The following is a 12832-nucleotide window of genomic DNA, read 5'->3' as shown; positions in this document are numbered from 1 at the left end:
AATTGCAGTGATCACTGGCGGAGCCACCGGTATTGGCTTGGCAAGCGCTGGCGATTCAGGGTGATATTTCGAAACTGGAAGATCTGGATCGTATCTATACCCAAATCCAAGCTGCCAAAGGCCGAATCAATATTCTGTTCGCCAACACAGGCTTGGGGGATTTCCAGCCGCTCGGCTCGGCTGCTGAGGAGTCGTTTGATCGTAACTTTGGTGTCGACGTGAAAGGCACGCTGTTTATCGTACAAAAAGCGCTGCCACTGATGCGCTGCGGCGGCTCGATAATCCTGATCGGCTCTACGACCGCGGCCATCAGAGGAAGTCGCCGCAGCAGCGTTATTTCTGGCTTTGGATGAGAGCAGCTTCATGACAGGCAGTAAATGTTTGTGGACGGCGGCTTTGCCCAGGTCTGAGTCAGAGGTGTTGTCATGGCAGGTGCGTCAGTTGAAATGTGGCTGGGGCACGGCCAGGATCGGTATTATCTTAATACACATAATGTGAGGACGTTATGGTACTTGTCGCTCGATCGAGCAGAATCTGGTACCGGGAAAATTGCATAGCCCCGGTGCCGGATTTATCCATAACGTCAATTATGCGTGGCGGTACCATTTCAGTCGTCCAGGTGCCGGTGCCGGCTTCTGTTTTGGTACCAAATCACTTGCTCTATCGAGCAGTTATGGTACCATTAACTCGTTCAGGTGCTTCGCCTGGTTAGCTGGAGTGGTACCAAATGCTAGTTAAGATCCTTGATGCAGATCCCGAATTCGTTGACTCTCTCAAGCTCGCCACTGGTGCCTCTACTGGTTCAAAGGCTTACGTTTACGCAGCAGAGCGTCATGCAGATTTACGCGCTCAGATTGTTGATCTTCATAGCCAAAACGCTGCTTTACGTCGACGGCTTGAGCTTGCTTTACGAACCATTCAGGGCGCACGATCTGCCGCAGCTTTGCTGCTTGATCACACAGGTCAACTTGATTTTCCGGATAATTGATCCAAGGAGGTATTGAAATGTTCGAATTTTTGCTTGATGTGATGCGGTATGTTTTTATCGGCGGACTGCTTTTTGCGCTTGTTGCTTACGTCAGTTTGTTCGCCATCGGGTATGCTCTTGATCGCGATAGGCCGGAGCCACCTTCACACTGATCACTAAGCTTTACCGCAACGGACCCACAGCCCACAGCGCATCCGGTTGTCGGGTCCCGTAGGCAATTTCCTTGCAGCACCTTGGGGCTTCAGGGGCTAGCCCCTGTTCGTAGCGAAGGCGTAGAGCTTCTATCCATCAACCAGGCTGACTCTGTTTCTACCGAAGAATGATTTTCATGTCGTGTAGATAGATTTGCCATGCAATTAGGCCTATTAGCGCCTGTATCGCTGCCAGCGTCAGTCCGCCGATTATGATACCTATCGCTATTTCGTATGCCAGACGGCGTTCTCGTGGCTTCTGAGCTGCTCTTATGTCGTCCTGATCGCGTTCTGCTCGCATGTTCTTTCCCTGTCGTTTTCCAGCCGGCCGGGTGGGGGTGCTGTTACACCCCCACTTTCATGCGGTTCTCCGCAATTCATCAGATCACTTGCACTCGATTATTACGTCTCCGCTCTCTGTGAGCCTTGCGCAAGGTACTGATATTTCTAGGATTTTATGCACCAGTTCGCTATCACGAAGCGGTTGCTTTCCCTGCTTTATCAGTAACTTATTGAATTCTATAGCTTTTTGACGAATAGCCTCCTGTTCGGCTGTCGTCAGTCTTACGTTTGTGGCCATGCCTTCACCGTTCATCAAATTTCCTCCAGATAATACATGTGTGCACGTTGACATGTATTGACGTGTGCAGTTCCACATGTGTACATTCACGTCAGATGTTATTTGTGTGCATGTGTAAGGGCGTTCTGCATGATGATCGACTGGCTTTCAGTTTCACAGGAGCACGACCACGACTTGCCTCTCGTCTGCGACGTCTTCACTCTCACCATTGACGCCAATACCAATGAGGTCCTCAGCACTCGTCAACCTCGTTTTAAGCACGAGGCAAGTCATTCCACCTCAGTCACCATTCATGTGCAGGGTCGAAAAGTCCGTGTTGAGGGCAATCCAAGCAGAGTAGGGCGTCTTGACAATCTTTTTGGTTTCACATCCATCGACCAATGTATTGCCGTTTACAACGCACTTTTGTGTGAGTACGGCCTTCCTCCTTTCACTCGTTGCACTCGCGTTGAGTTGCGTCAGGGCGTCTCAGGTGCTAAGTCTGGCGATCTCGTTGCCGACGGAACAAAGATTGAACGTATTGACCTGACAACTAACTTTGCTCTTGGTAGTGGTAATGTTCTTGCTTACTTGCGTGGTGTTTCTAGTCAACGTATAGGCCATTCCATTGGTTTTCTTTATCCAAATGGTAGGACAGTATCGTGGACTCCAAAGGGCAATGGTCAGGGCGGTCGACTCCAGTATCGAAAGGCTTATGATAAAACATTTGAACTTGATCAGAATTTAATTCCCAAAATTAAACGCTTACATGGTGAATCTTCTCCAGAGTATGCCTACGTATTACAAGTTCGTGATTATTGCTCTGAACAAGGCGTAGTTCGATTAGAGCAGGAACTTAAAAGTGAATACCTCCAGCGTGAGCGCCTCTGTTATTGGGGCATGTTTGACGAAGGCCGTTTTGGTCAACTCCATCGAGAGTTTTTAAGAATAGACGAAAAGTTAAAGGTGACTGCAATGGACATAGCCAGTATCAGCCAGCAGCTTATTGCTGAGAACGTTGTTGATTCCCTTCGATCTGCCCGAACAACTGCAAGCTATGCACTTGAGTGGATGCATGGTGCTCAATTTGACTTTAAGAAGCGTCAAGTTAATGAGCATGCTGCAAAGCTTAATCGTATTGGCATTAACATACGTAATGCATGTGATACCAGTCGATTTGCCCCTGTTTTTGTTCGTCAGTGTCGCGAGGTCGAAAAGTCTTCTCTGTCTGTTCCGCATTGGTATAAGCGCGCTAATCACTTGCAGGTTGCAGCATGAAAACCGTAAGCCTTCAAGGCATTCAGCTTTCACCTGGGCAACGTCGCATGCTCGACCAGCAGCGTCACGTTAAACAATTTATGAACCCTGTTCTTGCCCAGCAAGTTGCCGAAACACTTGCTGTTATCGAAGTTAGGAAAGAACAGGGCGCTAAACCTGAACGCATTTGGTTTATTGATCGTCAGGAAAAAGGCACCCTCTCAATGGCTGAATGGATGGGTTACTAATGGACAGGTCCTCATATCAAAAACTTCGTTATGCTGTGGAGTCTGAGCTTGATAATTTTAACGCTGGCAACGCTGATGATACTGCTTTCGTCAATTCGCTTATGCGTCTGTTTCTACAGGCTTCATCATCTGAGCAAGTCAAGTCTCAGTTAGCCAAGCGCCAGTTTCTTACGTTTCGTCGCGTACCAAATCTTACTCCGCCCAGCTGGGCATATCGTAATCCGAGCTTAAGTTCTCGGCTTCCCACACTGTAAAGGGGCAACACAATGTCAACTGTAAAGTTTCCAACACTGATGATTGAAGTCACAGGCATTAGCCGTAGTGGTATCGCTGCTAAGTCTCAGAAGCCGTACACCATGTTTCAGGCTTTCGTTCATCTTCCGGGAATTCCTTATCCTCAGAAGACTGACTTCTATGCGCAGAATCAATCGGAAGTACCTCAGCCTGGCACTTATGAGTGTGATGTTATCGCTGACGTTCGTGATGGTCGGCTGGAGTTCAACTGCGACCCTCGTCAAGGTCGTCTCAAGAACATTCCTCCGCTTTCTGATGCAATGAAAACCGCCTGAGGATAAGTAATGGCCGTCTATTTGAGTTGTGAAGGGTCAATCGTCATTTCTTCGCAGAATGGATCGGCCACGTGTTCAGGTAACAGTTTTAACACTTACTTGCCGTCCACCTCTGAACCACTTTTTGATATTAAAGATGCTCAGGCTATTGTTCAGGGCTGCTTGTATGGTTCGGCACTCATTCTTGTTTTTTGGCTCATAAAAAAAGCCATCGATATTTAACCAACGCAACACCACTAGGAGCAACACCATGAAAACTCTGAACCGTAACACCGCTGTACTGTCCGTCGCCATGGCCGCAATGACCTTCGGTACTTTCGCTCTCGCCGAGGGTGAAGGTGCTGAGATTCCAGGCATGGTTACTGCTGCACTTGCAACTGTCGGTTTGATCGGCGCTGCTGTACTGGCTGTTTATGCGTCCATCAAAATCTTCAAACTTGTTCGGGCTGCAATCTAACCAGTCTAAAAGAGCGTCCAGCTTTTGCCCCCGTCATTCGGGGGTTTTTTTTATCGAGAGCAAGGTCTGATAGCGCCGAAGCATGAGGCGCGCAGCCCTTGCGACGTTCAAATCCCCCACACTTAGGGTTAAACAATGCACAACTACTTGAAGGGATTGATTGCAGCCTTATGTGTGTTTTTTTCTGCATACGTGCTTTCTCAACCTATTGCTTTCCACAATTCAAACTATGGCACTTCAGTATCTTATCCATCCGCAAATGCGGCTTGCCAAGCAGCCGCGGGGCTATATGGATATACACTTTCCGGTGTCGTCCGTATGCAACCAAATCGCTGGTACTGTAATCGAACTACTTCTTTTGGTTCGACTGAGGGTTTTTCGGCTGCATATCAAGAGGGTTCTGAATGTCCTGATGGCGGCGTTTTAAATGAGGTTGAAGGATCATGCGGCCTTCCAGAACCTGAGATGCTTGATGGTCAGATGTGTGCTGATCAGCAGGGCCATTCTGTTGGTAACCCTATGGTATATGACAAGACTACTTCCCAGTGTGTTGCCTTGGCTGACTCTGATCTCGATACAACTTGTTCTTACTTCGGTGGCCGTGGTGAAACTGCTTATTCTGTTGCGGGCCAGCTTGATAGTGGTGGTAATGCTGTTGCGCCTCCAACATTTACTGGTCAGATGGGCTGTCAGGTAGCAACTGTTTCATCCTCTGAGTGCACACTTAATGTACAAGGCGCTATCGGCTGTAATGTTACTGCAAAGTTTACTGGCAAGGTTGGTGAGTCTTCTGGTCCTGATCCTCGTGATGCTGGCTGCGAAGGTAATAAATGTAAGCCGGTTGAACAGACGACCTCTGTTACTGATAATCCATGTGTAATGTCTGGCAACTCTTGTACCTCTGAAACGGAGTCGTCAACTACTGGCAAGCAAAACTGTGGAACCGTTAATGGTTCTTATACGTGTATTACAGTCAAGCCAACTTCATCTGGTACTAAAACACAGACTACTTCAACATCTGAGACAAATCCTGATGGTACTGTTAAGACCACAAAGACAGATGATGTTACAAAAACAAAGTGCACAGATGTAAAAACATGCACTGATTCAAAGTCTACCACCACAACGACTTCGACAACCAACAAGAGCGGTCAGACTACTGGTACTTCAACTGTTTGTACTGGCACTTGCGCATCTGTTTCTTCTGGTGGCGGTTCTGGTAATGGAACTGGCAACGGTGATGGTGAGGAGGATGATGGCGACGGTACTGCATCTGAGTCAGATGATTGCACGATTCCTCCCAAGTGTGATGGTGATCCTTATCTATGTTCCATTCTTCGTCAGGAGTTCATAAATTCATGTGCAGAGCGCGCTTTGCCTACTGATAAAGAAAAGGCAGAGTTTCAAGCTTTACTTGCAAAGCAAAAGACTGAGCTTGATGCCAATCAGAAAACACTTGACGATAAAGTAAGTTCTCTCGTAGGACAGTTTCAGTCTGTGTCCAGCTCCGGTTCAACTGGCGGTCGATGCTTTGAGGATAAGACGTTTGCTGTTATGGGTCATTCCTTCTCTCTACCGTTTTCTCAAGTCTGTTCGATACTTGAATGGTTTCGCTATGCCGTTCTCGCTGTTGCTTATCTGATATCTTTCCGCTTACTTACCAAGGACCTTTAATATGTACGGTGTACTTCTTGCTGCTGGTATGAACCTTGTAACTTGGCTGCTTCCGCGCTTGTTGGCTGTCCTCGGTGTTGTTGTTATATCTGAGGCTGTATATACGCCGATGCTTAATTTCTTGCAGTCCAAGATCACCACCAGTCTCAATGGCGTTGGTGCTGAGGCTCTTTCGTTTCTTAACTTCCTTGCAGTACCTCAAGCTATAACTATCATATTTGCTGCTGTCACCCTCAAGCTCGGTATAAAGGGTGCCAAGTCTGCATTTGCTAAGAAGGGTTCTAGCGGTGCTTAAGTTAGTAACCGGTTCGCCCGGTGATGGCAAAACTTCTAATGAACTTTGGGACTTCCTATATGCTCCTCAGTATCAGGGACGGCCTAAGTTCTGTACGCCCGTCAATGGATTTGATCCTGCTGCACATGGCGTTACCGCAATTGAGCATATCAGCGGATGGGAAGAGCTTCCTGACGGCTCTGTAATCTTCTGTGACGAGGTACAGGACTACTGTGGCACAAACCTCGGCAAGGAGGCTCCTCCATGGGTCCAGCAACTTGCACGTCACCGTCATCGCGGCTTTGACTTTATCTTTACGACTCAAAGTCCTATGTTCTTGCATACCTTTGCTCGCAAACTTGCAAAGCCTCATGTTCATTACATACGTCCATGGAACATGAAGGGTTACCAGTATTCTTGGGACACTGTTCAGAATGATCCTAATGCCAAGTCTTCTAAGGCAATGGGAACTCGCAAGTCTGTTGCACCAAACCCAGACGTTTTCAAGTTATATACGTCAACTGTGCTTGATACCCATAAAGCTCGTCCGCCGTGGAAGATCATCATTGCATTCAGTGTGTTTGCTTTGATTGCAATCGTCGGCATTGGTCTTGGTACTTATCGTGTTTCTCAGATCACGAAAGAGGCCGAACCTGCTGCCATAGCTGCACAGCACACACCTGCAGCCTCTCAAGTTCAATCTCAGAGTAGGCCAGCTGGCATTGTCGGTAATCCACTGCCTGGCACTGATCAACCGCCGCCGCCTCGATGGACAAAGGAGTCACAAACGCCTGTTATCCCAGGGATGCCGCACAGTGCACCTGTCTATGACGAACTGACAGCACCTACTGATTTTCCACGTGTGGCTGCCTGTATGGCCTCACAGGAGCGTAATACCTGCAATTGCTACACGCAGCAGGCAACGCCGCTTGATATACCGTTGGGTGCTTGTCAGGTCTTTGTTCGGTATGGATCGTTTGATCCGTGGCTTACTGGCAGGCACGGTCAGCAGGGCACGCTTGCTGTATCACAGTCGTCTGTTCCTGCTCAGGCTGTTCAAGCATCAATGCCTATTGATGCAAGTCAAACACCACATCCCTCACGAGGTGCTCAGTTCACTGTGGTTGAAGACTCAAGTCGAATGAGCAACAGTTTAAAACCATGATGAGTAATTACTTTGAAAAGTCTAACTTGTGATCGTTGTTGCAAAGAAGAAACTACCGCTCGCAGTTATTTGTCATCTGGTGTTCGGTATACGCTTTGTGATCATTGTCTTGACGAGGTTGATCGGCCCGTGACGGCTGATCGTCCTCTAGAACCTCGGGACGCCTCTCTCCACTGGCTTTTCTAGGTACGCATAATGTATATTATGTTAAATTGTATCTGTTTGTAACTCTGAGGGCTGCTGTCCATTCCACCTCCAGTCCCCAAGTCAAAAAAACGGACATTCCCGTCACCCTGACGTCCAAGCCTCGAGATCACCAAAGCCCAGGACACCCCATGACCTTCCTAATCTACCTGCTAGCATGCTGCGCCGCCGGAGCCACCGGCATCATCTTCAAGCCAGGCGCATGGTATCAAGCGCTCAAAAAACCAGCGTTCACTCCACCTGACTGGGCGTTTCCGGTCGTATGGACGACGATCTACCTGCTTCTCGCCTGGGCTGGCTATCGCTTGACCCTGTTGCCAGGCAGCGAGACCTTGCTGGCCTTGTGGGCCGCTCAGATTGCGTTGAATACGCTATGGACGCCGGTGTTCTTCGGAGCGCATTGCATCACTGCAGCGATGGTCATTCTTGCCGTGCTCTGGATCGTCGTGGCTGTGATGGTCGTGATGGCATTGCAACTGGACGTTGTCACTGGGCTGATTTTATTGCCTTATCTGGCGTGGCTCTCGGTGGCGGTTGCGCTGAACTTTTCCATTCTGCGTCACAATAAATGACGCCGATTTCAGGCAGCTTGCTGACAGAGATCACCCCGGTCGGCCGCTCAGGACGCATACCTGTGCGTTTCAAGCGGCCGGTCGTAAGTTCTACAGCGCATAGCGCCGGCAATGCTCCAGATAGCTTTGCTCATGGTTGCCCACCAGCTGAACAACGCTCGACCACAGCCAGGAAGGCGCATCCAGCGTCCGGGAGCGGTTGGTTTGCAGATCCCGGATCCACGCCGTACGCGTCGCCAGATCCATCTGCCTGGCGTGGGCGATGCCAACCACTTTTGCAAGATACGCCGCTGCCTGCATGGCTTCCGGCTGGGTGAGTTCATCGAGTTCCAGCTTCATGTCTTGAGGAAGCAACTCACGGATGAAGAACGAATGATCGAGCATCTGCACCGCAACCATTCTGCTTCCCAGGCCAGGCGAAAGGTGCCTGGCGCCCTCCACTACTCGCCGGCCATTGTCTCTCGGCATGCGCGCTCTGGCGGTTCGCGGAGCGGCGGCTGCAACGGCTTCCTTGATATCCAGCAGGCAGAACTCCTGGTCATCGTCGTCGCCAACGCCCATTAATACTGCATAGCGAAGCAGCCCCAGAGAACTGCAGCCCTTTACCCAATAGGCAGAGTCAAGTAACTGCACGCTGTCATCGGGTGATCGTCCTTTGAGCGATGTCACCAAGGCGTGGATATCCGGCGTGGCGCACAGCGCCTTGATTGCATCGCGTTCCGCTCGGGATAGCGCCCAGAAGTGCTTGCCCAGCGGGATTGCTGGTCGCATGTCCTCGATACGTTCCGTGGCAAGGTGCTTCCATGTGCGCTGCACGGCGCTGCGCATCCCGGCCTTCACATGTGCAGGTCGATCAGGCTCTTCGTCGCCGTTGTCCATGAACGCCTGCTCATAACCTTGGATCATCTCTTCCAGCATTCGCGCGGTGGTGACGCCCGGCAGATCGGAGCCCCGAGCAGCGGTTGCCAGGGACAGCCCGAGCCTTACCAGGTCGTGGGCTGGATTTCCGATCACGGATTGATCCAGATCGCGTATATGGATGTCGATGCGCCCTTTCAAATCGCCGGTAGGCCCTAGATTGCCAGCATGGCAGTCCCCGCAAATCCACACTGGCGGGCCACTTGGCAAGCGTCTTCCGGGCTGGCTATTGAGCCACTCGTAGAACTGCGCCGTATTACCTCGAACGAAAGCATGCGCAGAGCGGGCCATCTTCAGATTACGCAGGTTGGTCAGGGGTTGAAGTCGTGCGTTGGGTCGGGGCGTTTTCATCGGAAAACCTTGACGAGAGATAGCCCATTGACTCGCGTCACTCGACGAATGTTTCAAGATATTTCAAATTTTCTGATTCACTCACGCTTCATATCAATCTCGACAAGCTTTTCATCTATAAACCGAAGGTATTGATAGGAACCGCCCTCTGGACCATAAACGAATACCGTTATGGTCGCAGCGTTCAGTCGCGGAACGCCATTAGCCCGTCTGGCCGGCCCTTCACTGCTCTTTTTGGGTGGCGGACCGCACCTGTCCAGCACCGTCGCCATGGAGTCGCCTTCACTGATCAACGCCGTACCACACCGCATAGTCGCATTCGCGGTTCCGATAACGCTGGCAAGAACAACACATACGTAAGGCAGGAAACGCTTTTTACTCCGCATGTTGATGCGCTCCAGTCAAACCGCAGCCATAAAAAAACCCGCCGAAGCGGGTCGTTTTTCTATCAATACCATTCCAACATCCTGTCGGTAGCCATCCCGGCAATGGTGATCATCCTTGACCTCCGAAGCGCTTCCTGCGCTGCGGTTGATGGGTTTAGATTGCGCTTTGTTCGAGGCGCGGTACAGAGTGGATCCACTCCACTGCGTGTAAGCCTTTCGCTATACGTGCCCTCCTCCGGTATTCAAAAATCAGCAACCTTGCCCCAGGCGGACGATTGAAAACGGTCCGGGTGGTAAGGGCGCGGGTCTACGATAGGCACTGCGCCGCTGACGATGTCTGCGATCAGATGACCGGCGCCCGGACCGATGCCAAAGCCATGTCCGCTGAACCCCGCTGCCAGTACCAGGCCAGGCAGACTGGCCATTTCGCCGATCCCGGGAACGCCATCAGGCGTGCTGTCTACGTAGCCCGCCCAGGCAGCCTTTATCGAGGTCGCTTTCAATAGCGGGATAAGCTCAACCGCGCGCTTGTAGGTCAGCTCGACCGCAGAAGCATCTGGTTTCGGGTCGAGAATTCGCATCTTCTCCATCGGCGTCGGTTGGTCCAGCCGCCAGCGTTTCCAGCTTTCATGGCCCGAGCGCAAGCCCTCCAGTCCGCCTGGTGCAAGGTTGCGCCATCTGCGCTGAAACATGGGCAGAAACTGCGTGGCAAAACCGAGCAGTTGAGGGGTAACGTCGACACGTCCGCGGCCGCTGATGGCCAGCGTGTAGCTGCCGTCGAAGCGGCGCGTCATCGACACACCTGCCGTGTGCAGCGCGCTGGGTATTTCTCCGCCAGGAGGCGAGACGGAAAGCACGGTCTGGCGAATGCTGGCCTGCGGGAAACGAATCCCGTACTGGCGGCAGAAGGACGAGGCCCACGCGCCCGCTGAAAGCACTGCGATCCGGGTGCGGATGGTGCCTTTCTCAGTCACCACCGCAGACAACCGCCCCCCTTCGGTTTCGACACCTCGAACCGCGCAACCCTGATGCACGGTGCTGCCCAATGCCATGATTGCGCGCGCCACTGCGGGGGCAGCTCGGGATGGGTCCGCAATGCCGTCGGAAGGTGAAAACACCCCGCCTTTCCAGTGTTTTCCGGTCGTCTTGCCGCGTTCGGCGGCTTGCTCTGCGCTGAGCATGTGGGTCTCGACATTGACGGTCCGGGCGAATTCGCCCCAACTCGCCCAACCAGCGAGCTCTTTTTCGTCGTTGCTCAGATACAGCAGGCCGCAACGCGTGAATCCCGTCTGTTCGCCTGTATCTGCGCCGAATTGCTCCCACAAATCCAGGCTTTTGGTTGCCATCGGCAGCTCGCGCGCATCGCGATTCTGCTGACGACACCAGCCCCAGTTACGACTCGATTGTTCAGCGCCGATACGACCCTTTTCCACCAGCGCGACCTTCATGCCGCGTTTCGCCAGGTGATACGCTGTAAACGCCCCGATGATGCCGCCGCCAATGACTACCACATCAGCCTCGGCTGGTAGATCGGGAGAGGTTTCTACAGAAATCAAAGGCGCTGGCATTGTCGGGTATCCGTTGAAAATCGATGTCGGCGCTGGCGGCACCCGTTGGTTCGAGTCGACTCAGGCGCAGCGGGGGCTTATGAACGTATTACATCACCTTGAAGGCATGCATGAAGGGCTGAAAGTAAGGCTTTGATGGCATGATCCACTGTTTGGCAAGCCTGCCTCGGCATACTTTGCGGACACCACCTTTTTTGCACTTGTGAGTCTCCTGCTTATGTGGCGTGATTGCACCTGACTATTTGATTAGGGAAAGGGCAAATGCATCGCAGGCAATCGAGCGGAAAAACAGTGACGGAACAGCGAGCGTTAATTTTCAAGGGAGTGAGTTGATGTTCCATGTCATGTTCAGCCTGCCCTGCCTTTACGTCATCGTGCGCTATCTGTGGCCTATGCCATGGATGCCACGAACCAAAATTGCCGTCGCCGTGTTACTCATCCTTGCTTCGCAATATCACCTGTATTGCCGATTTTCGTCCGGCAGCGTGTTTTCGCCGGAGTTTCCACGCGACGTTGTAATGCTCTTCAACTGGGCGTTCGGCGCGATTCTGTTACTGGCTGTGTTGCAAATCATTGTCGACCTGAGCACTTTGCTGACGATGTTGATCCGGCGACGACGGCTGATTATTCCCGCGAAGCTGCGGTATGCCATTGGCATAGCCGCGTTGTTGCTGGCGGCAATCGGTGTTCAGCAGGCTGTGCGTGTGCCGCCGGTAAAAGATCTCGAGATTGCGATCAAAAACCTGCCTCCGCAATTCGACGGCTACAAGGTCTTGCAGCTGACGGACATGCACATCAGTCGCCTGTTTGATGCACCATGGACGCACGCGGTCGTCAAGGAATCAAATGCTCTGGGTGTCGACCTGATCGTTATCACCGGCGATCTGATCGATGGCTCGCTCAGTGACCGCAAGCAGGACATTGATGCCCTGCGCGATCTGCGTGCGCCAGACGGCGTTTATGTCATTCCCGGCAACCACGAGTACTTCTTTGATAACGAAGCGTGGATGCAGCACTTTGTCTCGTTGGGCATGGTGCCACTCGCGAACAGCCACACGCTGATCGAGCATGAAGGTGCGCGGATTGCACTGGCTGGGGTGACGGATGTAACGGCACCGAAAACAGGCTTCCCCGCCCCTGACGTCCGGAAAGCCATAACCGGCATCGCGAAGGACACACCGATCATCCTGCTCGACCATCAGCCACGGAATGCGCGGGAAACAGCGATCCAAGGGGTGGCGTTACAACTTTCAGGGCACACCCATGGCGGAATGATCTTGGGTCTCCACCGACTGTTGGCCCTGGCAAACGGGGGATTTGTGTCGGGGCTTTACAATGTCGGCGGTATGCAGTTGTACGTCAACAACGGCACCGCACTCTGGCCTGGATTTGCTATCCGCCTTGGCCAACCCTCGGAACTGACGCGCATCACGCTTCGAAGGGCGCCGTAG

General features: G+C 51.9%; 15 protein-coding genes. 12 read left to right on the top strand and 3 right to left on the bottom strand.

The genetic code is table 11. From position 1 onward, the window contains the following. The first annotated feature begins 32 nt into the window (after positions 1-32). The 11 genes from ABJ99_RS25760 to tspO all read left to right on the top strand — a co-directional run bounded on the left by ABJ99_RS25760 (position 33) and on the right by tspO (position 8158). Positions 33-353, top strand: coding sequence for an SDR family NAD(P)-dependent oxidoreductase (locus ABJ99_RS25760; RefSeq protein WP_230081099.1), 321 nt, complete (start codon positions 33-35; stop codon positions 351-353). A 374-nt stretch (positions 354-727) separates the two neighbouring features. After that, the gene (locus ABJ99_RS25755) at positions 728-988 is read left to right on the top strand and encodes a hypothetical protein (RefSeq protein ID WP_147461932.1); all 261 of its coding nucleotides are present in this window, start codon (positions 728-730) and stop codon (positions 986-988) included. 17 nt (positions 989-1005) lie between these two features. Further along, positions 1006-1140, top strand: coding sequence for a hypothetical protein (locus tag ABJ99_RS29540; protein ID WP_259469620.1), 135 nt, complete (start codon positions 1006-1008; stop codon positions 1138-1140). 748 nt (positions 1141-1888) lie between these two features. Further along, positions 1889-3016 carry a phage/plasmid replication domain-containing protein gene (locus tag ABJ99_RS27965; protein WP_080378338.1) on the top strand — a complete coding sequence of 376 codons (1128 nt, stop codon included), beginning with the start codon at positions 1889-1891 and terminating at the stop codon, positions 3014-3016. Beyond that, positions 3013-3243: a hypothetical protein gene (locus ABJ99_RS25740; protein ID WP_054088187.1), complete on the top strand. Its 231-nt coding sequence runs from the start codon at positions 3013-3015 to the stop codon at positions 3241-3243. The genes ABJ99_RS27965 and ABJ99_RS25740 overlap by 4 nt, the downstream gene beginning before the upstream one ends. Positions 3244-3509: 266 nt before the next feature. Continuing rightward, on the top strand, positions 3510-3812 hold the full coding sequence (locus ABJ99_RS25735) for a hypothetical protein (RefSeq protein ID WP_054088186.1): 303 nt from the start codon (positions 3510-3512) through the stop codon (positions 3810-3812). 250 nt (positions 3813-4062) lie between these two features. After that, positions 4063-4269, top strand: a complete 207-nt coding sequence (locus ABJ99_RS25730) for a major capsid protein (protein WP_054088185.1) — start codon at positions 4063-4065, stop codon at positions 4267-4269. Positions 4270-4404: 135 nt separating this feature from the next. Then, positions 4405-5943 carry a virulence factor TspB C-terminal domain-related protein gene (locus ABJ99_RS28530; RefSeq protein WP_147461931.1) on the top strand — a complete coding sequence of 513 codons (1539 nt, stop codon included), beginning with the start codon at positions 4405-4407 and terminating at the stop codon, positions 5941-5943. 1 nt (position 5944) lies between these two features. Beyond that, a complete protein-coding gene (locus ABJ99_RS25715; protein WP_054088182.1) occupies positions 5945-6238 on the top strand; it encodes a DUF2523 family protein in 294 nt (97 codons plus the stop codon). Further along, positions 6231-7382 (top strand): zonular occludens toxin domain-containing protein, encoded by a 1152-nt coding sequence (locus ABJ99_RS27955; protein ID WP_080378336.1) that lies wholly within the window; start codon positions 6231-6233, stop codon positions 7380-7382. The genes ABJ99_RS25715 and ABJ99_RS27955 overlap by 8 nt, the downstream gene beginning before the upstream one ends. A 335-nt stretch (positions 7383-7717) precedes the next feature. After that, positions 7718-8158 (top strand): tryptophan-rich sensory protein TspO, encoded by a 441-nt coding sequence (tspO, locus tag ABJ99_RS25705; protein ID WP_054088180.1) that lies wholly within the window; start codon positions 7718-7720, stop codon positions 8156-8158. A 90-nt stretch (positions 8159-8248) separates the two neighbouring features. Here tspO and ABJ99_RS25700 read toward each other — a convergent pair whose 3' ends face one another. The 3 genes from ABJ99_RS25700 to ABJ99_RS25690 all read right to left on the bottom strand — a co-directional run bounded on the left by ABJ99_RS25700 (position 8249) and on the right by ABJ99_RS25690 (position 11381). Further along, positions 8249-9427, bottom strand: a complete 1179-nt coding sequence (locus ABJ99_RS25700) for a DUF2252 domain-containing protein (protein WP_054088179.1) — start codon at positions 9425-9427, stop codon at positions 8249-8251. A 77-nt stretch (positions 9428-9504) separates the two neighbouring features. Beyond that, positions 9505-9813, bottom strand: a complete 309-nt coding sequence (locus ABJ99_RS25695) for a DUF2845 domain-containing protein (RefSeq protein WP_054088178.1) — start codon at positions 9811-9813, stop codon at positions 9505-9507. Between the two features lie 242 nt (positions 9814-10055). Beyond that, positions 10056-11381 carry an NAD(P)/FAD-dependent oxidoreductase gene (locus ABJ99_RS25690; protein WP_054088177.1) on the bottom strand — a complete coding sequence of 442 codons (1326 nt, stop codon included), beginning with the start codon at positions 11379-11381 and terminating at the stop codon, positions 10056-10058. 332 nt (positions 11382-11713) lie between these two features. On the opposite strand from ABJ99_RS25690, the gene ABJ99_RS25685 reads away from it, so the two are divergent. Then, the gene (locus ABJ99_RS25685; protein ID WP_054088176.1) at positions 11714-12832 is read left to right on the top strand and encodes a metallophosphoesterase; all 1119 of its coding nucleotides are present in this window, start codon (positions 11714-11716) and stop codon (positions 12830-12832) included.

Source organism: Pseudomonas syringae pv. cilantro (assembly GCF_001293775.1).
Classification (GTDB): domain Bacteria; phylum Pseudomonadota; class Gammaproteobacteria; order Pseudomonadales; family Pseudomonadaceae; genus Aquipseudomonas; species Aquipseudomonas syringae_P.
Note: the sequence above shows the minus strand (reverse complement) of the source record. Positions and strands in the feature narration are given on the sequence as shown.